The organism is Clostridium disporicum, from assembly GCF_001405015.1.
GTDB classification, from domain to species: Bacteria; Bacillota; Clostridia; order Clostridiales; family Clostridiaceae; genus Clostridium; species Clostridium disporicum_B.
The window spans coordinates 37,483-63,594 of record NZ_CYZX01000003.1; the positions used below are offsets into that span (position 1 = coordinate 37,483).

Annotated in this window: 24 protein-coding genes; 7 read left to right on the forward strand and 17 right to left on the reverse strand. The window is 28.1% G+C overall.

Features of this window, described 5'->3' with window-relative positions; all coding sequences use genetic code 11:
- Positions 1–107 precede the first annotated feature (107 nt).
- Both ARA56_RS02530 and ARA56_RS02535 read right to left on the reverse strand, forming a co-directional pair.
- The gene (locus ARA56_RS02530) at positions 108–2,255 is read right to left on the reverse strand and encodes a YhgE/Pip domain-containing protein (RefSeq protein ID WP_055263628.1); all 2,148 of its coding nucleotides are present in this window, start codon (positions 2,253–2,255) and stop codon (positions 108–110) included.
- 398 nt (positions 2,256–2,653) lie between these two features.
- Positions 2,654–3,952: a VanW family protein gene (locus ARA56_RS02535; RefSeq protein WP_055263630.1), complete on the reverse strand. Its 1,299-nt coding sequence runs from the start codon at positions 3,950–3,952 to the stop codon at positions 2,654–2,656.
- 188 nt (positions 3,953–4,140) lie between these two features.
- Here ARA56_RS02535 and ARA56_RS02540 point away from each other — a divergent pair, with 188 nt between their 5' ends.
- A complete protein-coding gene (locus ARA56_RS02540; protein ID WP_055263632.1) occupies positions 4,141–5,289 on the forward strand; it encodes a DEAD/DEAH box helicase in 1,149 nt (382 codons plus the stop codon).
- 208 nt (positions 5,290–5,497) lie between these two features.
- Here ARA56_RS02540 and ARA56_RS02545 read toward each other — a convergent pair whose 3' ends face one another.
- Entirely contained in the window at positions 5,498–5,989 is a 492-nt protein-coding gene (locus tag ARA56_RS02545; RefSeq protein WP_231072544.1) for a flavin reductase family protein, read from the reverse strand.
- Positions 5,990–6,256: 267 nt separating this feature from the next.
- Between ARA56_RS02545 and ARA56_RS02550 the strand changes: the two genes are divergently transcribed.
- Positions 6,257–7,102 carry a DegV family protein gene (locus tag ARA56_RS02550; RefSeq protein ID WP_055263634.1) on the forward strand — a complete coding sequence of 282 codons (846 nt, stop codon included), beginning with the start codon at positions 6,257–6,259 and terminating at the stop codon, positions 7,100–7,102.
- A gap of 219 nt (positions 7,103–7,321) precedes the next feature.
- Here ARA56_RS02550 and ARA56_RS02555 read toward each other — a convergent pair whose 3' ends face one another.
- A complete protein-coding gene (locus ARA56_RS02555; protein ID WP_055263636.1) occupies positions 7,322–7,660 on the reverse strand; it encodes an arsenate reductase family protein in 339 nt (112 codons plus the stop codon).
- A gap of 343 nt (positions 7,661–8,003) precedes the next feature.
- Here ARA56_RS02555 and cax point away from each other — a divergent pair, with 343 nt between their 5' ends.
- Positions 8,004–9,047: a calcium/proton exchanger gene (cax, locus tag ARA56_RS02560; RefSeq protein ID WP_055263638.1), complete on the forward strand. Its 1,044-nt coding sequence runs from the start codon at positions 8,004–8,006 to the stop codon at positions 9,045–9,047.
- A gap of 66 nt (positions 9,048–9,113) precedes the next feature.
- Here the strand turns inward: cax and ARA56_RS16770 are convergent, their stop codons facing one another.
- The 11 genes from ARA56_RS16770 to ARA56_RS02610 all read right to left on the reverse strand — a co-directional run bounded on the left by ARA56_RS16770 (position 9,114) and on the right by ARA56_RS02610 (position 19,537).
- Positions 9,114–9,260 carry a hypothetical protein gene (locus tag ARA56_RS16770; protein ID WP_172675732.1) on the reverse strand — a complete coding sequence of 49 codons (147 nt, stop codon included), beginning with the start codon at positions 9,258–9,260 and terminating at the stop codon, positions 9,114–9,116.
- Positions 9,261–9,465: 205 nt separating this feature from the next.
- Positions 9,466–9,960: a Gx transporter family protein gene (locus ARA56_RS02565; RefSeq protein WP_055263641.1), complete on the reverse strand. Its 495-nt coding sequence runs from the start codon at positions 9,958–9,960 to the stop codon at positions 9,466–9,468.
- Positions 9,953–10,300, reverse strand: a complete 348-nt coding sequence (locus ARA56_RS02570; protein ID WP_055263643.1) for a NusG domain II-containing protein — start codon at positions 10,298–10,300, stop codon at positions 9,953–9,955. The genes ARA56_RS02565 and ARA56_RS02570 overlap by 8 nt, the downstream gene beginning before the upstream one ends.
- A 27-nt stretch (positions 10,301–10,327) precedes the next feature.
- Positions 10,328–10,654: an FMN-binding protein gene (locus ARA56_RS02575; protein ID WP_055263645.1), complete on the reverse strand. Its 327-nt coding sequence runs from the start codon at positions 10,652–10,654 to the stop codon at positions 10,328–10,330.
- A 366-nt stretch (positions 10,655–11,020) separates the two neighbouring features.
- Entirely contained in the window at positions 11,021–12,253 is a 1,233-nt protein-coding gene (locus ARA56_RS02580; protein ID WP_055263647.1) for a peptidase U32 family protein, read from the reverse strand.
- 196 nt (positions 12,254–12,449) lie between these two features.
- Entirely contained in the window at positions 12,450–13,316 is an 867-nt protein-coding gene (locus ARA56_RS02585; protein WP_055263649.1) for an SDR family oxidoreductase, read from the reverse strand.
- Between the two features lie 75 nt (positions 13,317–13,391).
- Positions 13,392–14,387, reverse strand: a complete 996-nt coding sequence (locus ARA56_RS02590; protein ID WP_242855848.1) for a DUF4003 family protein — start codon at positions 14,385–14,387, stop codon at positions 13,392–13,394.
- 475 nt (positions 14,388–14,862) lie between these two features.
- Positions 14,863–16,836 carry an ABC transporter permease gene (locus tag ARA56_RS02595; RefSeq protein WP_055263651.1) on the reverse strand — a complete coding sequence of 658 codons (1,974 nt, stop codon included), beginning with the start codon at positions 16,834–16,836 and terminating at the stop codon, positions 14,863–14,865.
- Complete coding sequence (locus ARA56_RS02600; protein WP_055263653.1) at positions 16,826–17,596, reverse strand: ABC transporter ATP-binding protein; 771 nt, start codon at positions 17,594–17,596, stop codon at positions 16,826–16,828. The genes ARA56_RS02595 and ARA56_RS02600 overlap by 11 nt, the downstream gene beginning before the upstream one ends.
- 262 nt (positions 17,597–17,858) lie before the next feature.
- The gene (locus ARA56_RS02605) at positions 17,859–18,869 is read right to left on the reverse strand and encodes a sensor histidine kinase (protein WP_055263655.1); all 1,011 of its coding nucleotides are present in this window, start codon (positions 18,867–18,869) and stop codon (positions 17,859–17,861) included.
- Positions 18,866–19,537 (reverse strand): response regulator transcription factor, encoded by a 672-nt coding sequence (locus tag ARA56_RS02610; protein WP_055263657.1) that lies wholly within the window; start codon positions 19,535–19,537, stop codon positions 18,866–18,868. The genes ARA56_RS02605 and ARA56_RS02610 overlap by 4 nt, the downstream gene beginning before the upstream one ends.
- A 217-nt stretch (positions 19,538–19,754) precedes the next feature.
- On the opposite strand from ARA56_RS02610, the gene ARA56_RS02615 reads away from it, so the two are divergent.
- The 4 genes from ARA56_RS02615 (at position 19,755) to ARA56_RS02630 (ending at position 22,888) form a co-directional block, all read left to right on the forward strand.
- Positions 19,755–20,531, forward strand: a complete 777-nt coding sequence (locus ARA56_RS02615; RefSeq protein ID WP_055263659.1) for an SDR family oxidoreductase — start codon at positions 19,755–19,757, stop codon at positions 20,529–20,531.
- An 83-nt stretch (positions 20,532–20,614) separates the two neighbouring features.
- Positions 20,615–20,935 carry a PadR family transcriptional regulator gene (locus tag ARA56_RS02620; protein ID WP_055263661.1) on the forward strand — a complete coding sequence of 107 codons (321 nt, stop codon included), beginning with the start codon at positions 20,615–20,617 and terminating at the stop codon, positions 20,933–20,935.
- A 2-nt stretch (positions 20,936–20,937) separates the two neighbouring features.
- Entirely contained in the window at positions 20,938–21,288 is a 351-nt protein-coding gene (locus ARA56_RS02625) for a hypothetical protein (RefSeq protein WP_055263663.1), read from the forward strand.
- Between the two features lie 31 nt (positions 21,289–21,319).
- Positions 21,320–22,888, forward strand: a complete 1,569-nt coding sequence (locus ARA56_RS02630) for a MutS-related protein (RefSeq protein ID WP_055263922.1) — start codon at positions 21,320–21,322, stop codon at positions 22,886–22,888.
- 247 nt (positions 22,889–23,135) lie between these two features.
- Here ARA56_RS02630 and ARA56_RS02635 read toward each other — a convergent pair whose 3' ends face one another.
- A complete protein-coding gene (locus ARA56_RS02635; RefSeq protein ID WP_055263665.1) occupies positions 23,136–24,551 on the reverse strand; it encodes an aminotransferase class I/II-fold pyridoxal phosphate-dependent enzyme in 1,416 nt (471 codons plus the stop codon).
- A 139-nt stretch (positions 24,552–24,690) separates the two neighbouring features.
- On the reverse strand, positions 24,691–25,905 hold the full coding sequence (locus ARA56_RS02640) for a M16 family metallopeptidase (RefSeq protein WP_055263667.1): 1,215 nt from the start codon (positions 25,903–25,905) through the stop codon (positions 24,691–24,693).
- Positions 25,906–26,112 lie beyond the last annotated feature (207 nt).

Below are 26,112 nucleotides of genomic sequence, written 5' to 3' on the forward strand. Positions count from 1 at the left end.
AAAATAAAAAAATATATGCCTATAATAATTTATATACTTAAATATATTATAGACATATATTATATTAAATCTAATTACTATTTTATATTTACTAATTAATAGCTTCTTTATTCACCAATTCCACTCTTTTTAAAGTTTTCAACAAAACCTTCTGAAAGCTTATTTATAGGCTTCTTTAAAAGTAAAGCTACTAATAATGCTACTACTATATAAATTAGAGAAACAATAATATCTTTAGTTAATACTGACTGTACAACTCCACCAATAGCTTCTCTTGCAAAAGATATTGAATATGTAAATGGTAAGAATGGATTGATTACTTGGAAGAATCTTGGAGTTAGTTGAATTGGGAATGTTCCTCCTGATCCTGCTACTTGTAAAACAAGTAATACTATTGCTAAAACCTTACCTACATTTCCAAATACAGAAACTAAAGAATACACTATGAATGTAAATGTTATAGATGTAAATACTATTCCTGCAACAAACAATGCCGGATTAACACAATATATCTTTAGAATATATAAATCTCCTAATGCCACTATTAATGCTTGAATAATAGCAATTGTTAAATATAATAATAACTTACCAAAATAAACTTGTGTTGGAGTATATTCTCCATGTTTTTCTACTGATAACATTGAACTTAAAAGAGTCAATCCAACCCATAGTGATAAAACTGTATAGAATGGAGTCATTGCTGTTCCATAATTACCCATTGGATATAAGTTATTCTCTACTATATTTACTGGATTGGCTAAGAAATCACTTCTCTTTGCAACATCAGCCTTCAATAAATTAACTACATCTCTCAATTCCTGTTCATTACTAATACCAGCCATCTTATCTACTAAATCATTTATCATTGCTTCAGCTTGAGGTAGAGCCTCTTTAACAAAAGCTATTCCTTCTTCACCTTTTTGAGCTCCTGCATATGCTGTATTTAGTATATCTTGTACTTGAGGTAGCTTAGCCTCTGCTCCTTTAAGTATGTCTAATGCTCCTCCTGCAACATTATAAGCTTGATTTAAGGTATCATTTAAAGCAGGTATTATTGTTGAATCATAATTTGCATATATTCCATCAGTAATATTAGCTATATCATTAGCAGCTGTAACGATATTATCTAATAGAGATAAATCTATTACTACTCCACTATCTACTTTAGTTTTAATATCGTTTAGAGTTCCTAAAGCTGTAGAAAGAGTATTGCTGATATTAGTCAAACTATCTATTGCATTACTTAAAGATCCTCCTGAGAACTTATTCAATGTATTTAAAATATTAAGTACTGAATCAGCTGTTGCTTTTAATCCATTAACCTTACTTATTAAGTTATCTACCATTACCGGTGCATTATCAGCTCCTGAGTTAATTGCATTTTTTACCCCTTCAGTATATGTTGCAATATCCTTTGAAACTTCATTAACTATCTTAATATCTTGCTTAATAGTTGGTGATAACTTTTCTACTGCACCTTGAGAAGATGTAATGAAATTTTGTACTTCACTACTTAAATTTTGAGCATTAGTTAAAGTATCTTGAATCTTAGGAATATCATTTTGAATCTCTGTAATTAAAGTTTGAATCTTTTCTGCTCCATCTGCAGCTTTATCTACAGTATTATTTATATCACCAAAACTTCCTTGAATCTTTACTAACGAATTATATATTGTTGTTATTTTAGGAATTTGCTCTTCTAGTTGTATTCCTACCTCATTGGCAACTCCAAATATAGCATTACTAACTGTTTCAACTATTGATTTAGTTACTTGTTCCTGAAGTGCTGTTGCACCTTTGACAGTAATCTTAGGTGCTATTGCATTAACTTTCTCATTAACAGTATAAATAATTTCTCCCTTTGTAACATTGTCACTTAATATGGATGTTAAATTCTTTGAAAAATTTTCTGGGATTGTTATGCTTGCATAATAATTTCCATTTTCAACATTTCTTTCAGCTTCTTCTTCTGATACAAATTGCCACCCAAGCTGCTTATTGTCTTTAAGTTGACCTATAACTTCATCACCTATATTAATATCCTTACCACTAAAATTAGCTCCCTTATCAAGATTAACAACCCCAACTTTTATTCCACTGGTTGCGTCCTGTGAATACGGATCCCATGATGCCTTAATATTAAACCAAGCATATAAAGATGGTATTATACATAAGGCAGCTAGAACAATAATAGCTGCATAATTCTTAAATATGCTTCTAATATCATCCTTATAAATTTCAAATATCTTTTTCATCTTTTGTATCTCCTTATTACTATTAAATTAGTTCTCTTAGTATTATTTGTATATATTGTGACAAATATTACTTTACTTTTTTCATTTGCATTTTAAATAAAACCACTCAAGCAACAATTGTAATCATATCCACATATAACTGTACTTCTATTAACTCCCCCATTCTCTCGAATTTATCTGTATATTATCATACTCATTATTATTTATAAGTCAAAATTCAAATTCTTTTATTTTCCCATCAATTTAGTTGTATTTTCATAATTAATTGTGATTAGCTTTTATTTTCTCAAAAATAGTTATACTTTAATAATCAATTTTTAGTTCTCTATATTTTTATTTTGTAAATATAATAAAAGGAGCTGTTTATAAAAACAACTCCTTAAATATAAAATATTTTTTTAACTAAAAGGTTTATAGACACTACTATCTAAATATACTTCTGATACACATTCTCCAGCTGAATTATATCCATATAAATAAGTATCAGCAGATAATGCTCCTGTTTGATAAGCTTTTGGCTCATAAGTTATTCCACCAGTAGCTTGGCTATTAGACCAAAACTCAGCAGTTATTGAACCACCACTAGAATATACATTAACAACAATTGGATAATCATAAGGATTTGTAAACACTAAATCTGGCCATTCATCACCTATAGTAGCATCTAAGCCTTGTGGAACATAACCAACAGTCATTTCATGATATGTTCTAAAATCAGGAATTATTCCTGCTCTAAGCTCAGCATTATATATAGTACTAGAAATCTGACATACTCCTCCACCATATCCTGGAACTACTTTCCCATTAAGATAAGTATTAGCAGCAACAAAACCATTTTCTGCTGTAGTAGGTCCTATAGCTTCTACAGTTGAAAAAGAATCTCCAGGCATAAGTAAAACATTACCTATCATACTAGCTCCTCTTTGAATATTTGTCCCACTTGGTCCTGCTGAAAAATAAGTTGTATATGAAGATATTTTTGTATCTACTGTTTGTAACGCTGCAGTTGTTATTTCTGGATCTACCTCTTCAAGATTTCCTTCAATCGAAACAAGGTCATCACCATTAACATCTTCTAATGCTGTTTTTATATTTGTAAATAACTCTTCTTTATTTAATCCATAACCAACTTGTCCATCTGTTACACTTATAGTATCCCAACTTATACTTATACTTGCATTTACTGCATCAACCTTAACTTGTTCAGCTATTGTATCTATGAATTCAGCAATTTTATCTTCATTATAAAGTATTTCAAACTCATAACTTCTACTTTCCGGTTCTTTTATAAGAGAAAGTTTTTCTTTAAAATTCTTATCTTTTCCAAAGTTCAAAAGTTCATTTTCAAAAGTCTCATAATCTATAGTTGTATCTAGATTTAAGTAACTTTTATCAAAATTAGAATCGCCAACAGCAACATTTATTTTTCTTGAAGAAATTTCATTAACCATTTCCTCTAAAACATTATGCAATTGACTCTTAGTAAATCCTGATACATCAGTATCTAATACAAAAGTTCCTGGATATACCTTATCTTCATAACTATTAACAAGTTTCTTATTTTCTGAATTAGTATAAGCTGCAGTAAATCCAACTAACACAAGCACTGCTAATACTGCAAAAAATAATATTTTCTTTCGTTTACTGGTAGGCTTTACTACTACTTCATTCGTTTGTGGTGCAATATTATTATCCATACACTTCTCCCCTATAACATAAAAGTATTATTCCATTTAATAATTCAATAGTTATATTATATAACTTTTAGTATTTTTTTACAATTAACATTCCTTTATCTTTTTCCGATAAAGTTAGATATAAGTCTACATAAAAATTTATTTTATTGTATACTAATATAGATAATAATAAACTTAAGGAGAAAAAAATGATTAAAACATTTAATGAACTTGACTTAAATTTAAATATAATAGAAGGTCTTAAAAAGCAAAACATTACAGAACCTACATTAATTCAACAATTAAGTATTCCAAAAGCATTGGAAAACAAAGATATTATTGGTGAAGCTCATACTGGTAGTGGAAAAACTTTAGCTTATCTTATTCCTTTATTCCACAAAATAAACACAGAAAAAAGAGAAATGCAAGCTATTATACTTGCTCCAACTCACGAACTTGTTATGCAAATAGAATCTCAAATAAAATTACTTAATACAAACTCTGAAACAAACGTAACTTCATTAACTATAATGGGTGAGTCAAATATTGAAAAGCAAATAAAAAAATTAAAAGATATTAAACCTCATATAATAGTTGGTTCTCCAGGTAGAATATTAGATTTAATAAGAAAGAAAAAGATAACTGCTCATACTATAAAAACTATAGTAATAGATGAAGCTGACTCATTACTTCGTAACAATAGAACTAGCGTTATAAAAGATATTATAAAAACAACTATGAGAGATAGACAGCTAATGTTCTTCTCAGCTAGTATAAGTTCAGAAGCTTTAAAAGAAGCAAAATCATTAGTTAAAGAAGATGTAGAAATAATTAAAACTGAAACAAAGACTTCTTTAAACCCAAACATAGAACACATTTGCATACTTGGCGATAATAGAGATAGATTCGAAAATTTAAGAAAACTTTTAGTAGCAGAAAAGCCAAAAAGAGCTATAGTTTTTGTTAATAACAACACAGAAATGGATGTGCTTACTAGTAAATTAATGCACCATAAAGTTAATGCTATATATATAAGTGGTAAATCATCTAAAGAAGATAGAAAAAAAGCTATCGATAGCTTCAAAAGCGGTAAATGTCCTGTTTTAGTTTCTTCAGATTTATCTGCAAGAGGTTTAGATATTCCTGATGTTACTCACATAATAAACCTTGACTTCCCTGGAAGCTCAAATGAATATCTTCATAGAGCTGGAAGAACTGCTCGTGGCTTAGGTTCAGGAAAAGCTATATCTCTAATAACAACAAAAGAAATCAAGTGGATAAATTCATACGAAAAAGAATTTAAAATTAAATTTATTCCTGCAAGACTATATATGGGTAAATTAGAAAGACTTGATTAATGCCTAAAAGTAAGTGAAAGGTTGCTTCGCAAGATCAAAGTTTTGACTTCATCAAAGATTAAAATCTTCTTCGCAGAGTGGAAAGTTGACTTATAAGTAGAAAGAGCTTGATTTATTCAAAAATTTCTACTTTAGCTGCTTTTCCCTTTTTTCGTAAGCAAAACCTTTCCCTTCACCATAGGTGACTTTTTACTTTGCCGTTAGGAAACTACTTTGCGTAGCACTCTACTATTTCTCCATAGTAGATATAATGATAGTCATCTTTAGGATAATTCTTCTTTAATTCCTCCGGAAAGCTATCTTTGTGAATTCTATCCACATAAGTGATTTTACACTCATAGTACATATTGCAATTATCTACTACTGGCGTTTCTGTAAGCTTCGCTGGTACAAATTTTATATTTGCTTCCTTTTCTTTATCTATATCTCTTCCTGATTTTGTTCCACAAATAGTAAGAGCTTTTTTCATTTCATCACTATATGGAATACTTATAGTATAATCCTTAGCAGTTTGTATAAATTCATAAGTATATCTTTGAGGTCTTACCATAGCTACAAAAAAGGGTTTATTCCAGCTATATCCTACATACCCCCAGGAAATAGTCATAGTGTTTACCTTACCATTTTCTTTTACTGTTAAAAAAGCACCTCTTTTAGTTAGGTTCTCCATTGCCTCTGATAAATTTTCATAAAATTTCACTTTAACACCTCCAATATTTTCTATTATATCATATATGTCGTATATGCTAAAAATGAACCGATTCCAATTCCCTCTCAAAATAAAATATAAATAATACTACTTCTTAAAACCTAATATAAAGTAACTTCTTGCCAGCTCTAATATTTATCTAATATTTCAACATAGTTTTTATAACTACATATTGCACTGTTAATATTTATGTGATATTATTTTTATAAAGCAAATATTAAGATAATCAAAGTATTTTCTTTATAAAAGGAGGCCCTTATGAATAAAATTGCGTTAATTACAGATAGCACTTGTGGATTACCAAAGAAATATATAGATAAATATAATGTACACATTGTAAATTTAAAAATAATATATAAAAGTGGTGAATTTATAGATGGAATTAATATCACCGCTGATGAAGTCTACTCTAGAATTGAAGAAGAATTACCAACTACATCAATGCCTTCTGTACAAGATGCATGTGATTTATATGATAAACTTATCAGTGAGGGATATACCCATGCTATTATTCTTCCAATCTCTTCTGGTTTATCAGGAACTATAAACAGCTTTAGATTAGCTAGTGAACAATATGATGATAAAATAACTTCATTTATCTTTGACACAAAAATTCTCTCTATGGCCGTTGGATTAATAGTAATAGAAGTTGGAAAAATGATTAACAATGGAGAAAGTTTCGATACAATCTGTAAGACTATCCCTATCCTTAGAGAAAAAGTTAATATGTACTTTACTGTGGATACCCTAGAGTATTTAATTAAAGGTGGGCGAATAGGAAAAGTAACCGGTGGTATTGGAGAAATGCTTAACTTAAAGCCTATAATAACTATGGCCGATGACGGTAGCTATACTAATTTTGCAAAAGTTAGGGGATCAAAGCAAGCATTTAATAAACTAGTAAAACTTGCAACAGAAATCCTTGACCGTGGCAAGGGAAGAGTAATAATTATGACTGGTACAATGCATAAAGAGGCCGAAGAGTTAAAAGCTATACTTGAAAAACATCCAAACACAACATTTATGCACTGTGGAACCATAACTCCTGCAGTAGGCATACACTCTGGTCCTAGACTTCTAGCCGTTGCTGTTATGGAAGAATAGAAATAAATTGTTCGCTAAGCTCACAGGTGAAAGGTCGACTGCATAGAGTCCAAAAGTGCCTACGGCAGTCCAAAGGATTTACTTCGTAAATGTCCAAAAGCTTTTTTAACTCTAAGTTATTACTCTTGGTTATTGTAAATCTTTTGGCCGTCACAAAGTGACCTTTTGGACTTTGACGAAGTCAAACTTTTGCCCAAAGTGCTTCGCACTTTATTTCTATTACTCCCATTCATTCCATACTTCTGGTTTATATCCTACTGTTGCTTGTTTTCCATTTCTAACTATAGGAGTGACATATACTGAAGGATTTTTAAATAATATTTCTTCTCTCATATCTGCAGTTCTTATTTTATCTAAATTTAACTTTTTATAATCTTTTGCTGATTTATTTATTAAATTTTCTAGTCCAACAGAATTTTTAACACTAGATAATTCACCTTTACTTAATGATTTTTCTTTTAAATCTATAAACTGAAAATTAATTCTTCGTTCTTTAAAATATCTTTCTGCTTTTTTAGTATCAAAGCATTTCTTAGTTCCAAATATCTGTATATTCATTTTTACACCTACCTATTTTTTTATAAGGAAACTCACTACTCATATACATTCGTAGGAGTAAGTTCATTTTACTAAATCAAAGATTTAGAAATTTACTTAAGGAAACTCACTACTCATATACATTCGTAGGAGTACCCTCTGTGTAACTTCAAGTTACCAAATTGAAATTTGGACTTTCAGTTAAGTTCATTTTACTAAATCACATATGCCCCTATTGGTATAGATTTAGAAATTCACTTACAGTATATCTTAAATTAATTTATTATCCAATTATTTTTTACTAATAATAATATTTATTATGGAAAAAATATATTATATATTTATATGATAGGTTGTGATAATTATGAAGATATTAAAATTTATGTTAATTTTCATACCAATTAGTATAGTTGGTAAGTTTATGAATTTTTCTCCATCTATTATGTTTATTTTAGCTGCATTATCAATAATTCCTTTAGCAGGACTTATGGGTGAAGGCACTGAAGAAATATCCTTTTACTCTGGCCCTAAAATTGGTGGATTCTTAAATGCTACCTTTGGTAACGCAACAGAGCTTATAATATCTTTTTTTGCCCTTAAAGAAGGTTTATTTGAAGTTGTTAAATCTTCAATATCTGGAGCTATAATAGGAAATATTCTTCTTGTTCTTGGTGCTAGTATGTTTGCTGGTGGCTTAAAGCATAAGGTTCAAAAATTTAATATAAATGTTGTAGAAACTACTTCTAGTATGCTACTTTTTGCTGTAATAGGTTTATGTATACCAGCTGTTTTTACTCATACTTTAAATCAATCATTATTAAATACTCGTTATGAAGGTCTAACTTTAGTAGTTGCAATAATTATGTTCATATTGTATCTATGCAGTTTATTCTTTTCTTTTTTTACTCATAAGGATTTATATTCTGTGACATACGAAGAAGAAGGAAAAGCTAAATGGTCATTAAAAAAAGCTATTATCGTGTTAGTAGTAGCTACTATATTAATTGCCATTGAAAGTGAATTTTTAGTAAGTGGAGTTGAAGATATTACATCCAAATTAGGTTTAAGTGAATTTTTTGTAGGTATAATATTAATCCCTATTATAGGTAATGCTGCTGAGCATACTACAGCTATTACAATGGCATTAAAAGATAAGATGGATGTGGCTCTTGAAATAGCTCTAGGTTCTAGTTTACAAGTTATACTATTCGTTGCTCCTATACTTATATTTTTAAGTCTATTATTCACACCAATGAGCATAATTTTTAACCAATTTGAACTTGTTGCTTTGATAGTATCAGTTCTTATTGCAAACAAAGTTGCAGGAGATGGTCAATCAAATTGGCTTGAAGGTGCACAATTAATGGCTGTATACCTTATAATTGCTGCAGGTTTCTTTATTATATAATTAAAAACTGCAATAAAATTGGCATATTAAATAGCTTTTTTAGCTTATTTAATATGCCATCATTTTTTAATAATTATTTTTTTCTTCTGAATTAAAAACTTTGGATAGGTCTATACCTAACTCTCTACAAGCTTCTTCTAGGCTACAACCCATTTCATCTACATATTTAGCTACATACGAATTCAAATCAATTTGTGCATATGTGCATTCCATCCCTATTCCTCCTAACCTTTAATTATTATTACTTATATAAAACTATTATTAAACTATTTTATGTATGTCTTACAAATTTTTACACCGGTATAACTTGTCCTATTATTATATATTATTTTTTCTTAAAATTCTATATTTTTTAATTTTTCTGTCAATTTATTTATATAAAAAAACAAGAAGCTAAAAATTAGCTTCTTGTTTTTAACTATGTAAATTTTACTCTTGAACTTGTTTCTTTTGCTGCAATTCCAACTAATATTCCTGTTGGAATAGCAGTTATAAATAATATTGGTAATATTGCAGCTAGTGCAACATTATTATATAAGAACGTAATAACTATTATTTGTCCTATATTATGAAATACAGCACTTATAATAGAAATTCCTATCATCGATTGCTTTGTGAACTTCTTCATAAAGATAATCGCTAAACTACTTAATAGTACTCCACCACTTGATATCCAAAAAGTACTTGTTAAGAATGTTCCTCTTAATAGAGATCCCAATAATACTCTCATAGAGTTAACTAAAATAAGTTCTTTTACATCAAAAAGTTCCATAGTTACTAAAGCAATAATATTTGCAAGTCCTAGCTTTGCTCCATATGGCAATGGTACTGCTATCATACTTTCAAATACCTGTAGCGCTATAGCCATAGATGTAAGCAATGCTAAGTAAATAAGTCGCTTAGTCTTACTCATCAAACTGGCCTTCCATTCCAACCATTACTTCATTAGGTAAGCATAGTATCGGTAAATATCCGTCACTGTCTACCCAGCCCATAGCTGAACAAACATGGTTTGGACACTCTTCATCGGTAATTCTAAACTTACCATCCTTAACCTCTACTACAAGCTCTCCATAACTACCTTGAATAGTATATCTTCCATCCACTTTAGGATCTAGTCTTTCAACAACTGTATTGCCGTGTATAACTTCTATAGAAGGTCCTTTAGGTCTCATAAGTGTATATCCTATCCAAATTATAAGACTTATTCCTATGATTATAGTAATTAACTTTATGTCTTTTTTACTTAGCATAAACTTCACCCTTTGTTTTTTATTATACTATTTAGATTCTAAAGCAGATTTTACAGCATCAATAATTGCAGTTGATGTTACTGTAGCACCTGAAACTACTTCAACGTCAGCTGAGTTAGCTTCTACTATTTTACCTGGAAGCTCTTCTATAGCTTTTGATCCGATTCCTTGAGTTTCGCTATCTCCTGTTGCAGTAACAGCTGTGATTTTATCTCCATCAACTGTAACTTCTACAGTAACTTCTCCACCGAAACCTTCAGCTTTTCCAGTTAACTTTTCTCCTGATTCTTTGCTTCCGCATCCTACTAATAATGTTGCTGCTAATAATGTAGCTGCTATAACTCTTAATTTCATAATCGAGTCCATCCCTTCCACTTATATTTACATTAATATTATTAATGTAAAGTTAATTTATTGTCAATGCTTTTTAATTAAAGAAAATTATGAATTTATTTTTAAATAAAATTCATAATCAACGCAGACAAGCTATAGCCTTATTTCCATTGTAAATCTCCACAAACCATTTAGCTATTTCTTACATTTATAGAATTAAATTAATAAATTTCACAAAAATCAGTAATTCAAATCGACATTATACAATAATTTTTTTACACGTATTACTTTAACATATTTTAATTTAACTTTCAAATATGTGTATAATTTGTTAATATTAATTTAAAACTGATAAAAGAGCTAACGTTTTCGCTAGCTCTTTTCTAATTAAACTAATGCTTTTCTAATAAAACTATTCTTTTCTAACTCAAATGGAACTTTAACTTTACATATCATTCCTGGATGTGGACATCCATCTATTTCCTCTCCAGCTTCATTAAACAATACATCAACTGTAAAAGATTCACCAGTAATTTCTGGTGATAATATTTCTACAATGTCACCTTTTACAAATTTATTTCTTTGTCTACACGTAGCTAATCCAGTTTCTTTATCATAGTCTAATACAAGCGCTACTACATCATACTCTCTTACGTGATTGTTTGTATCAAATATAAGCCCTTCTTCCATAGGTTCATTAAAGAAAAATCCAGTATGGTATCTTCTATGAGCTACCTTATACATTTCATCTAATAAATACTTTGGTAATTTATAGTTTTCAGGATCTTCAAAATATAAATCTATAGCTTTTCTATACGCACTTACAACTATAGCTACATAATATTCACTCTTATTTCTTCCTTCTATCTTTAATGATGATATCCCAGCCTTCATAAGCTCTGGAATATGCTCTATCATGCATAAATCCTTAGAGTTCATTATATATGTTCCATATTGATCCTCTTCTATAGGGAAGTATTCATTTGGTCTTTTTTCTTCAACTAATGAATATTTCCATCTACAGCTTTGTGCACATGCTCCTCTATTTGAATCTCTTCCAGCCATATAGCTTGAAAGTAAGCATCTTCCTGAATACGAAATGCACATTGCCCCATGAACAAATACTTCTAGTTCTAAATCTTCAGGAATATTTTCACGTACTTCAATTATATCTTTTAAAGAGCATTCTCTTCCTAAAACTACTCTCTCTGCTCCCATCTTATGCCACATATTACATGCTTCATAATTTACAGTATTAGCTTGTGTACTTATATGTATAGGTAATTTAGTATATTTTTGAACAAGAGAGAATACTCCTAGGTCTGATACTAAAACTGCATCTATCCCTACTTCCTCCAGCTTCTTTAAATGCTCTGCAAGTTTTTCTAAATCTGAATTTCTTGGCATTATGTTAACAGTACAGTACATCTTCTTTCCATACTCTCTAGCTATCTTCACACCTTCTGCCATTTCCTCATAAGAGAAGTTTTGTGCAGCAGCTCTTAGTGAAAAAGATTGCCCTCCAAAATAAACTGCATCAGCACCATATTGAAATGCTATCTTTAATTTTTCTAAACTCCCAGCAGGAGCTAATAATTCAGGTTTCTTATACTTAGTCATCTTCTATCTTCCTCTGTTTTTAATATTTATGAATTTATTATTACTCATTTATTAATATTAAACAATAGTTTTTTAACCCTAAGTAAATTCTTTTCACCTTTGCGAAATAAATATTTCACTTAACACAGTTACTTTTCCTTATTCACATAGTGAATCTTTTCACCTAACATCCGGTTACTTTTCCCATTAGCTCCAGCTAACTATTAACTATCTCTCCTCCGTTTACGTGAATAGTTTGACCTGTTATATATGATGCATTTTCAGAAGCTAAAAATACATAAGCACCTGCACACTCTACCAGTTGCCCTGCTCTTCCCATAGCAACATTTTGACCAAAGGATGCTACTTCCGTCTTAGTAAATGATGCTGGTATAAGAGGAGTCCATATTGGTCCTGGTGCAACTTCATTTACTCTTATATTTTTCTTTGCTTTTGCTAGTTCTATGGCAAGTGATCTTGTAAGTGCAGTAATAGCTCCTTTTGTCATGGAATAATCAACAAGCTTTTCATTTCCCTTAAATGCTACCACTGAAGCTGTATTAATTATGCAAGATCCTGAAGTCATATGTTTTAATGACTCTCTTGTCATATAAAAAGTTCCATATATATTAGTTTTCATAGTTTTATCAAACTGCTCATCTGTTATATCTTTAAAATCTTTATCTTCATATTGAACTGCTGCGTTGTTAACTAATATATCAATTTTTCCATACTCTTTAATTGTTGTTTCTACAACATTTTTACAAAACTCTACCTCACTAATATCTCCAGAAATTATTGTACATCTCCTACCATTTTCCTCAACTAATTTCTTAGTTTCTTCAGCATCTCTATGCTCATTGAAATATACAATAACTATATCTGCACCTTGTTTTGCATAAGCTATTGAAACAGCTCTCCCTATTCCACTATCTCCACCTGTAATTATTGCTACTTTACCATTTAAAGTATCACCTTTTTTATTATAGCTAGGATGGTCAAATATAGGTCTTGGATTCATTTCACACTCAAATCCTGGTTGATGTTTTTGCTCTTGCATAGGAAAAGATTTTGGAAATTCCATATCTATGCCTCCTTAATTTATTAATTGTCATAGATTAGTATTCCCAAAATCTTTATTGTAATTTATATTCACTTTTTAAGATGATGAACTTGCTGCAGCTGCTGATGCTGCTGCAGCTGAAGAAATTAAAACTGCTGTTTGCATAGCTATAGACACAGTTAATGCAATATTATTAGTATTAATTATAATATTTTCTTTTATGTTATTATCTAAAGTATCTAGATAATCAATTGAAACTAATGTTGCAGAAATCATATTTCTAAAATTACTTCCTAAAGCAAAGTTCCCAAATCCTTTTTCTTTCTTTAAATTCATACTTACATCTGCAATATTCATAGCAAAATCTTCTTTATTATCAGCTAAAAAAGTTATTATTCCAAGCATTGGTATAAAGTAATCTTTTAAAGGAACATTCTTCTCTTTCATAATTGAGTTCATTGCTAATACTTCGTCACACTTTTGTATTGAAGGTAAATTTATTAAAGACAAAATATGTGATAAGGATTGAATATTATTACTATAAGAAATCCTATTGTCCTTTAAATACTGATAGCTTTCTTCTATCTCATTAAAGGTTTCTTCTAAATTAGCTGAAGTTGTAGCTATTATTGCTGCATTTGCAATATCTTCTTGACCAGTTAAAAATCTATGATGCTTTTTCATATAGTCATATGCTACTCTAGTATTTCTTACTGAATCATCAACATTAACTCTATACCTTGCATTAAATATTACCTGTGCTGCCATAACTAAATATTCATTAGTAAAAAATTCATCCTTTAACTTATCATAAATAGATATAATTTCCTTTAAGCTATATTCCATATCATCTTCAAATGAAATTGTTATTGCAGTGGTTAACTTATTAATCCCTCTAAAATTTGAAAACATAGAAGTATTTTTCTTAATTATATCTAATGCCAAATTGATTCTATCTGTATCTACTCTTTGGTTTTTCATTGTACAAGTTAATGCACTACTCTTTATTTGAAATCCATACATTCCCCATGAACCTTTTACATCCTCTAAAGCTTTATTATTTTCTAAAAACAAATTAATTTTCTCATTCATAATTCTCACCCCATAGTCTTCCTTTAATTTATTATAAGTTATTTTATAACTCTTTTCAAGTTAATTTTTACCATTTGTTCAGATGTATATTTTTTTATATTTTCCTTAGCTTTTGTTATTCTTATATTCTTCTTATTCCACTTTTCAAAAATCCTTATATATATTTCTTTTTTTGTTTTTATATTGTTTTATTAGAGTAACAGAAGTGATACTACTACTCGTATCACTTCTGTTACTATTACTAGTATCACTACCGTTACTACTGATATTTAATTTAATTTCAATAGTATCACTTAAGTTACTACTGATATTTAAAATCATATTACTTACCCTTATAAAACCATAATTACATTTAATAATAATTACACTTACTTTCATATTTAATTTCTTAATATATAATTACTTTAACACCCTATTGTTTGCTGAATATTTGTCTGATATTTGTTTAAAATTTATTTTATTTGTTTTATTTGCTTTATTTTATTATCTTCTTCGCACCATTATAAGTAGCTATAAAATATCCACCATATATAAATACAACAGCTATCATAGTATATAAAATATATTTAAGCATATTTGCATTTCCAAAGATAGAAACTATATCACCTGATACTTTTAAGCCAACTATAGAATGTACTATTGCAAGTGATAAAGGTACCATAAAGTAAATTCCTATTTGATAAAATAATGATCTTTTTATCATTTTATCATCTACCCCTATTTTCTTTAATAGTTCGTACCTATAACTATTATCTGCTGATTCACATAATTGCTGCAACGCAAGAACTGCTGCTGATGTAATTAAAAACACTATTCCTATATAAATAGCTAAGTATGATATCATTGCCCCTAATCCTATAGAGTTATCTCTTAATTCATTCTTAGTCATTCCATAAACAGGAACTTTCCCTACTCTATCAACTGATCTTAGATTATTATTTATAAAATTTTCTGCCTCTTCTTCACTGCAATTAAATTTAATATTTAAATTTGTCATTGAAACTTCTAATCCATTAACTAAGCTATCATTTACTACAAATGTACATAAATTATTTTTCATTGTTGAATTATACGTAGTTACTTCCATAACTTCATAGTTAGCAGGCTTTAATTCATTTCCATTTACAATTACATTTGTTCCTCTATCCATAGCTTCTTGAATATACTTTATTAAATCTGGTATATCTCCAAAAGCATAATATTCATTTTCTTCTAAAGCTATCTCTTCTTTACCTAACATTCTCATAACTGAATTAAAATCACTTAACTTTATTGCTTTGATTTTATCATCTACAAAAATAGGATAATTATTTTTATTTTTTTCCATAGCCTCTTGAGAAATAAACTTACTATAAGTAGTTTCTGTATTATAGTTTGTATATTGAGACCTTTCCTCTATTATAGTGTCAAGGCCACCATATTGTTCATTTATAACTCCTATTATATTATCTGTATCATAACTCCAAAAACTAGCATCAAACTGAGTTAAGTCATCTAAATCTTTATTCATTGCTTTAGTAATTCCAAGTCCTCCTGAAAATGTACATATAGCTACAAATAACATTAAACATATAAAACTCATAGAAATAAAAGTTGTATTAATCTTGCTGTTTATTTGTCTTAAAACAAACATATTTAAATCCTTTAAATAATGCTTTTTGTTTGCTTGTAAAATTTTTAGTAAAAATCCTGATAATGAAAAGAAAAATAAAAATGTTCCTACAAATCCAAGTATTATTGGAACTATATTAAATACTACAGCTACCCCAGCTTTTAATACCATATAATAAGCAATTCCTATCATAGTGATACTAATTAAAAATACTACTACTGATATCCATATATTCTTTACTTTTAAATTTTCATTTTTTCTTGCTCCATTTAACAAATCTATTAATTGTACTTTTCTAACAGCATATGAGTTAAATATAAGTACAACTAAGTAAATAAGTCCAAAACATATAATAGTTCTAATAAATGCATCCTTTGAAAATATAAAAGTAAACTTTGTAATATCTGTTTTAAATAATTTTGCTGTAAAAACTGATATTCCTTGTGATAATAAAACTCCACATACCAAGCCTATACCTAAAGATATTACCCCTATTAACATAGTCTCAACAAATATTATTCTTGAAAGACTTTTATTTTCCATACCTAAAGTCATATATATTCCAAATTCTTTTTTTCTTCTTTTTATCAAATAATTATTTGCATAAACTATTAAAAATCCTAAAATAAAAGATATAAATACTGATGCTATACCTATTACAGAATTAGTAAGTTCAAAGGCATTAGCTTGTAGTCCACTTAACTCCATCATTACACCTTGTGATTTAATAGAATTAAATGTATAAAATATGCAAACACCAAATACTAATGTTAGAAAATATATTGTATAGTCCTTTAAGCTCTTTTTTATATTTTTAGCTGCTAATTTAAAATACATCTCTTTGGTCACCTCCAAGAAGAGTTACAACTTCAATTATCTTATTGAAAAACTCCTTTCTTGAATCATTTCCACGAATTAGCTCATTAAAGATTTTTCCGTCTTTTATAAATAGAATTCTACTAGCATAGCTAGCTGTAAAGGCATCATGAGTTACCATCATAATAGTTGCCCCTAATTCTTTATTTAAATGTTCTAGACTTTCAAGTAGCATCTTTGCTGACTTAGAATCTAATGCCCCTGTTGGTTCATCAGCAAGTACTATCTCAGGCTTTGTGATTATAGCTCTAGCAGATGCTACTCTTTGCTTTTGCCCTCCTGATATTTCATAAGGATATTTATTTAATATGTCTGAAATATTAAGCTTATCTGCAACTTCTTTAACTCTCTCATCTATTTCTCTATGATTTAACCTTTGAATAGTCAATGCTAATGCTATATTTTCATAAGCAGTTAATGTATCTAAAAGATTAAAGTCTTGAAATATAAAACCTAACCTTTCTCTTCTAAACTTAGCAATATTTTTAGAATTCAATTTTGTAATATCTTTATCAGCTATCTTTATATGACCACTAGTTACTTTATCTATGGTTGATATACAATTTAAAAGAGTTGTCTTCCCACTTCCTGAAGGCCCCATTACTCCTATAAATTCCCCATTTTCTACTGCAAAGCTTATATTATCAATGGCTTTAGTTATATTACCTCTTTTACCATAATACTTTTCTATATTTTCTACTTTTAAAACTTCTCTGTTCATCTTTACCTCCAACATATGATTTAGTCCATATATAAATCATATATCCTTAAAAAGCTTCTAACCATAGAACAATATAACACTAACCTTACATTTTTGTTATATAAGCAGATATTTCAAATTTTCAATTTGGAATATCTGCTTACTCCTATGTAACATAGTGTAATAGTAGTTTCCTTATTATTAACATTGATTTAGATATTTAAAAGATGCTGTATATGATTTAATTATAAAGTCATATATAACATCTTTTATTTAATATCTCTTAAAATTTCATCAAATTATTTATAGGAAAAATAATTGAAACCTTAGTTCCAACCAGTTCTTCTGATTCTAATTTAATCCCTAATCCAAGTTTAATACAAAGCTTTTTACATAAATATAAACCTATTCCTGTAGATTTGCCAAATATTCTTCCGTTCTCTCCCGTATATCCTTTTTCAAAAACCTTAACTCTATCTTTTTCATTAATTCCAATCCCATTGTCACATATATTTAATATTACATCCTCATTAAATTTCTCACAATAAACCTTAAGCTCACTCTCTTTTTTATTCATATATTTAATAGAATTGCTAATTATCTGATTTAATATAAACTCTATCCATTTGCTATCACAATAAACTTTTTTATCTACATCATAAATATTTATTTTTATTCGTTTAGCAATTAATGTATTAGCATTTTTTCTTATAACATTATTTATAGAATCACTTAAATTAATCTCTTTAATAATATAATCCTTTTCCAAAACATTACTTCTTGTATAATAAAGAGATTGTTCTATATAATCCTCACCCCTTCCTAGCTCTTCTCCGATACTTCGAGTTATTTTTGAATCATTGTTTTCAATAAGTAATTTACAGGTCGCTATAGGCGTTTTTATCTCATGAACCCACATTTCTATATACTCTCTATATTCATCAATACTTAGCTTATATTTAGATATTTCATCATTCATAGATTTATTAGCTTGATCTATTATATTATGAATAAGTTTACCTTCAAGAAAATCACTTTCAGCAACTACCTCAGAAAGTAAATATTTTTTATCTAAGGATTGTAAATCTTTTTCTATTTCATCATAATATCTTTTCTTCCTAAAAAATTCATAAAAATGGAATATCAATATACCAATTAAATTGATAATAAAAATAAATACTATAGCATACATATCTACCTTAAGAGATATTAAAAGCACTGCCGTAAAAATAAGAATTACTATATTTAAAGCAATAAATAATATTCTCTCCTTAAAAAAATCTACTATATTCATATCAATATATACCCTTGCCCTCTCTTAGTTTGTAAATATCCTTCTGCTCCTATTTCTTCTAACTTCTTTCTTAATCTATTTATATTTACAGTAAGAGTATTATCATCTACAAACTCATTAGACTGCCAAAGGCTTTTCATTATATCATCTCTTGAAACTATTTTTTCTTTATTTTTAATAAGAGTATATAGTATCCTACTTTCATTTTTAGTTAACTCAATTGTGCTACCTTCATATTCAGCTTCACTTGTAGATAAGTTATATTTTAAATTTTTAAATTGATAAACTTCACTTTCATTTTTGCTATAACTACGTCTTAAAAGTGATGATATCCTTGCTAAAAGTATTTGAGTGTTATAAGGTTTTGTTACAAAATCATCTGCCCCTAGATTCATACTCATAAGCTCATCTATCTCACTATCTCTACTTGTAACAACTATAATAGGAAGGTTAGATTTTTTTCTTATCTCCCTACAAATATAATATCCATCATAATAAGGAAGATTTATATCTAAAAGCACTAAACTAGGAATAGCTTTTAAAATATCTTCCACAATATTTTTAAAATCATTAGAAAACTCCGTTTCATATCCATATCTATTTAACAAAGTAATTAATTCTTCTCTTATTTTATCTTCGTCTTCAACTATAAAAATTTTATTACTCATTTATTCCTCCAAAAAATTATTTATTATTAATTATTCTCTCTAATCTACCTACGTAAACTTATGCTAAATCACAATCATTAAATTCTAGACAATAATAAAACTCCACTTCAGCTTATTACCATATTATTGTAAAGTATTATATTTGTCTATAACACTACTATATAGATATCTATATTTAATATATAATAATTTATATATTAAATTAGGAGGTATAACTATGAACTTTAAAGATAAAGTATGTGTAATAACTGGCGGTGCTAATGGAATTGGTAGATGTATCGTAGAAGAATTCATAAAAGCTGGTACAAAAGTTGCTATTATTGATACTGATAAAATTTCTGGAAATAATCTTATAAAAAAATTCGGTGAAGAAAATCTCTTCTTCTATTATGGAGATATAACAGAAGAAAATACTCTTAATGATTTCGTTAATAAGACTATTGAAAAATTTAAAAATATAGATTACTTAATAAACAATGCTTGCATAAGTAGAAAAGGTATTTTATCAGACTGCTCCTTTAATGATTTTAACTATGTTTTAAAACTAGGAGTAACTGCACCTTACATGCTAAGTAAATTATTTTTAAACTACTTTAATCCTAAAGCTTCTATAGTTAATATTTCTTCTACAAGAGCTTACATGTCTCAAGCAGATACAGAAAGCTATACTGCAGCAAAAGGTGGGATAAGTGCATTAACTCATGGCCTTAGTATAAGTTTAGCTGGAAAAGTTAGAGTAAATTCTATAAGTCCAGGATGGATTGATACAGGTGCATATCAACATAGTGAAAATTATAAACCACAATATTCTATCGGAGATACTTCACAGCATCCATCAGGACGTGTTGGTGAACCTCTAGATATAGCTAATATGGTTTTATTCCTTTGCAGTGATAAGGCCGGTTTTATTACAGGCGAAAATATAACTATCGACGGTGGTATGACTAAGCAAATGATATACCATGATGATTGTGGTTGGAACTACGTAAAATAATTTGATACCACACTACTTGACAATACATAGTAGTGTGGTATTATTTTCATATAGCTATTACGTATTACAAAGTAGGTGAATAAATGGCAAATTCAACACAAATGTTAAAAGGTTTATTAGAAGGATGTATCTTAAAAATAGTTTCTACTGATGAAACCTATGGATATGCAGTTTGCGAAAAATTAATACAATACGGCTTTGAAGATATATCTGAAAGTAGCGTCTATCCTATTCTTATTAGGTTAGAAAAGAAAAAATTATTATATTCTAAAATGAAAAAGTCACCGCTTGGACCTATGAGAAAATATTATTACTTAACTGATGCTGGTATAAAAGAGTTAGATGAATTTATTGATACATGGAATTTTGTAAAAAGAAATGTTGAGAATGTATTGGAGGGGTAATTATGTTAGAAGTCTTAAAACTTAGAAATCTAAGATTAAAAGAACAAAAGAATTTTAACGAAAATAATCTTTGTTTATATGAACATATAACAAGCTATATAAAAGCAACTAATCTAACTTCATATGAAAAAGAAGAAATACTACATCAAATTATGGATATGCTACTACAAGCTCAATATGAAAATAGAGATGTAACACTTATATTTCAACTTATATTAGATAAAATGTTTTATATTGATCCTTATAAGTATTTTATTAATCTAAATGATGTTATACTTATAATTATTCCAATCATAATATTAGTTTTATTAGGAATAGCAGTTTATAAAAAGAATTATAATCTAAAATATTAATAGTTTTGCGGAGGAAAAAAGTATGAGGCTAATGGACAAATTAATGTGGCTTTATGATTGCATGAAAGCCGACTTTGGTGAAGAAAGAAAAAAGAAAAGATATATTAATAAAATAAGAACACTATTTGATATATATGAAGAAGATGAGTATACAATAGATGATCAAACTTGGGATGATTTCAACATGGATGAGATTTTCACAAAGCTAGATAGAACTTATAGTAGTGTTGGAGAGGCTGCATTATATAAAATGCTTAGAAATCCACTTCATGACAAAAGTGAACTTAATAAAAGATATGAATTTACTGAAACTTTAAGAACTAACACTGATTTAAGAACTAAATTACAAATGGTTTATTACAATCTTGGATATGACAAAAAAAATGCTTTATTAGAAATGTTAACTGAAGAATTAGTAGAAAATAAAAGTAAGTATTATATCTATACATTCTTAGGTAAATTTCTAACTATATCTAGTGCATTATTAGCTATAATATTTCAAAATCCATATATGCTTTTAGTTACAGCATTCACAATATTTATCAATATGTTTATAAATGATAAAGAAAGAAAAAATGTAAAATCTCAAGGATTACTTTATTTAAGAAGTATAATAATTGCAGCCAAAGAAATAAAAAAAATAGATTATCCTGAAATAAAGGAATATACTGATAAAATAAATGAACTTCTTAAAGATATAAAATCTATAGATAATGCAACTAAATCTATTCAATTTGCAAATGCTGGTGGTGGTGCTTTTGAAGTTTTATCTATGCCATTTTTATTAGAAGAAAGTGCATACTATAAAATTGCATCTTTATTAAAAGATAAAGAGGATTATATTCTAGACTTATATGAATTATTAGGTGAGCTTGAAAGCTATATTGCAATAGCATCATATAAAGAAGAAATGAAAGGTAAATATACAAAGCCCAAATTTACTGATGAAATCAACATAAACATAGTAGATGGTGTTCATCCACTTATTAAAGATGCAGTCCCTAACTCTATTACTTTTACTAAAAAAGGTATAGTTCTTACTGGTACTAATATGTCTGGTAAATCTACATTTTTAAGAATGATTGGCCTAAATATGATTTTAGCTCAAACATTCAATATTACACTAACTAAAAAATACGAAGCTTGCTTCTTTAACATAGTTTCTTCTATAAGTCCAAGTGATGACGTTACTTTAGGTAAAAGTTATTATATGGCTGAAGCAGAAGCTCTTCTTAGAATAATAAAAGCATTAGATAAAGAGTTACCTGTATTCTGTCCTATAGATGAAATATTTAGAGGTACTAACCCTATTGAAAGAATATCCTCTTCTGCTGAAATATTAACTTATATTAATAAAAAAAAGAGTATATCAATAGTAGCTACTCACGATAGAGAATTAACAGATATACTTAAAGATAACTATGAATTCTTCTACTTTAGTGAGCGAGTTAACAAAGAAGGATTAAGCTTTGATTACAAGCTTAAGAAAGGTGTTTCTAAGACACGTAATGCTATTAAATTATTAGATCACATAGGCTATCCTAAGGAAATAATTAAGAAATCTTATGAAAGAGCTGAAACTCTAGATAAATATATGTAATATAATTAATACTCACTAATAGAGATAACTCATTGGATGGAGAAGAAAAAAAATTATATAAGCTAGATAATACTTTCTTATCTCCTGAAAAAGTAGCAAAAATTATAACTTATAAAATGAAAAAAGCCAGTATAGGTTTCTAATACAAATCTATGCTGGCTTCTATACATGTCTTATTAATTAAAGTAAATTAATTAAAATCATTTAATTTCTATCTTATTATATTTTTGATATGGTTCCATAATTATTAGTCTAAAACAACCTTAATTCTATTATAGTACACCCCTAAAACTGAAATACATTTTCCTTGATACCATCTTATAGCCTTTACTACATCTTCTGTTATTTCTTCCCCTGGTAAAACTAATGGAATTCCTGGTGGATATGGAACTATAAAATCTTTTGACACCATTCCAACAGCATGATTTATTTCTACTTCTTCAAATTTCGCATTATGTACTTCAAAAGGTTCTAACCTTTTAATCTTCTCTAAATTAACATAGCCTATATTTTTTTCTTCGTCTTTAAGTGTTTCTATATCTAAAAACATTATAGCATGATATATCTTTTCAAAATCATCTCTTGTATTAAATGGAGATAATATTAGTACTACACCTCTTGAGAAACTCATTTCACTTTGGATATTATTTTCTAATAAATAGTCTAAAAGCTTATTACCACTATATCCTATTGGAAGTGTCAAGATATATCTACTTTTATCTAATTTATAATCACCTTCAATATCTTCTTCACTTAATATTTTAACTTTATCTAAAGAATTTATCTGATTTTTATAAACTTCTGCTAAATCTATTAATAAATCATAATCTGAATCACCGTAATTCTCCAAATAATATCTTGCATAATCTAAAGATGACATAATTAAATATGATGGTGATGTCGTATTAAATGCACTTATAAAAAACTCTACATTGCTATTAATATCATTTACAAGTAAATATGCACCTTGCGTTAAAGCTGGCAAAGTTTTATGAGCACTTAAAACAACGTAATGAGCTAATCTAGCCATACTTTCTGGAAGCCTTTGATTTACTCCATAATGAGCTCCATGAGCTGAATCTATTATTATCTTTAATCCATTTCCTCTTAACTTTCTTAATATTTTTTCTAAATTATAGGATATTCCGTAATAGTTAGGAGATGTTAATATTACACCTCTCGGATCTTTAGCTTTAATTAGAGCATCTTTTATATTTTTTTCATTACAAGGTAAAAGGATACCGTTATCCAAATCAATATTAGCTTCTATGTACACTGGTTTTAATTTTCTTAAAATAAGAGCATTATAAATAGATTTATGGCAATTTCTTTCTACAAGAACTTCATCACCTTCATTAAAAGCTGCAAATACGCTTGCTAAATTTCCAGAACTACTTCCATTAACTAAAAAATAAGCTCTATCAACTTTATACAAATTAGCTAAAAGCTCTTGTGCTTCTTTAATAACACCTTCTGGATGATGAAAATTATCTAGATTTCCGACCTCTGTTATATCTAAAAAACCCATACTATTTACAAACTCTTTCCCTATATCATCTCTTAAGAACCCTATACCACTTTTATTTCCTGGCATTGATAAAATTAAATTTTTTTCTTTATGGTATTTTAATACCTCTTCTAATAATGGTAGTCTATTCTTCATATCAACCTCGTAAATCTTCCTTTTTTATAATTTATATTTAAACATAAAAATTATAGCCATAGGACAAAGTTCCTATGACTATCTTATTATATTACATATCTTTATACTATTTAATATAATTAGTATAATTTTTAATATATTAATTTCTAATAACTTGTATACTCATATTTCTTAATACCTTAATAGCTGTATTTATTATATATTCTGGTGTAAGCTTTTCTAAATCTCTGCTTTCATCTAAATATATATTGTAATCTCCAAACATAGTATCATAAGTAGCTAATTCTTTTGCAAGCCTTACTGTCTGCTCTTCTCCAAATAACCTCTTAAGCTTGAAGCTTTTTATCATCTTAGCTATATTTTCAGTATTTAACTCTTTTTTTAAGTTATCCACATTTGAAATTAAATTTTCAACAATTTTAATAGACTTTTCAATATTCTCCACTGCTGTACCATATGTAATTTTATAAACCTTTATATATTCTTCATTTGCAACTCTTGTTAACACATCGTATACTAATCCATTAGTTGTTCTTAAGCTATCAAAAAGTACAGAGTTTACTCCTTCACCAAAATATTGATTAAATACTTTTAATGCTTTTATTTCCCATTGATTCAATTCATTAATAGGGAATATAATTTGAACCTTAGCACTATTTATATCATCTTTTTTATCTATAAATACCCCTGTATTTGGTGTGCTATATATTATCTCATCTTCTGGTAGACTTTCGCTTCTCCAATCTATAAAATATTCCTCAACCTTATCTACTACTTCATCAAATTCCAGACTTGATATCACCGTAATAGTTGCATTATTAGCACAATAATAGTCATTAAAGAAATCTATTGCATCATCAATAGTTAATCTTTCTAAAGATTCTTCTGTTCCTATGATTGGATACTGAAGCCTTCTGCCATCCATACAATTTAAATAAAGCTTATCCTCAGTATACTGCTCTAATTCTTCATCCCATTCTTTAAGTTCCTGCTTTATTACTTCCATTTCTTCCTTAAATCCCTCTTCAGTGAATACAGGGTTTAGAAGAATATCAGAAAGAATCTCCAATCCCTTACTTAAATCTTCATTTAATAAAGTTCCATAAAAAACTACATATGGATAATTTGTCATTGCATTTTGAAATCCAAAAGTATCGCTTAGCACTTTATTTATTTCTTTTTCACTTCTTGTTTCAGTCTGCTTATATACCATATGCTCAGTCACATGCGCAACCCCTAAATTTTCTCCATCACGGGCTGCCCCTGCATCTAATGAAATAGCAATAGAGCTTAATTCACTATTACCCTTTTTATATACTAACTTCAAGCCATTATCTAAAATATAATCTTTCATTTATTACACCTCATTTAAATTTCATCTATTTTGTATATTTCAACTTCTGATTATTTCATCGATAATCTATATTTTTTAATTTAAGTATAATTATATACTATATAAATAAATTTAGCTTAAAAAGATATAAAATATGAATAAAGTAAGCAGCTAACGTATTCTTCTAACATTAACTGCTTACTAGTTTTAATTATAACCAAAATCCTA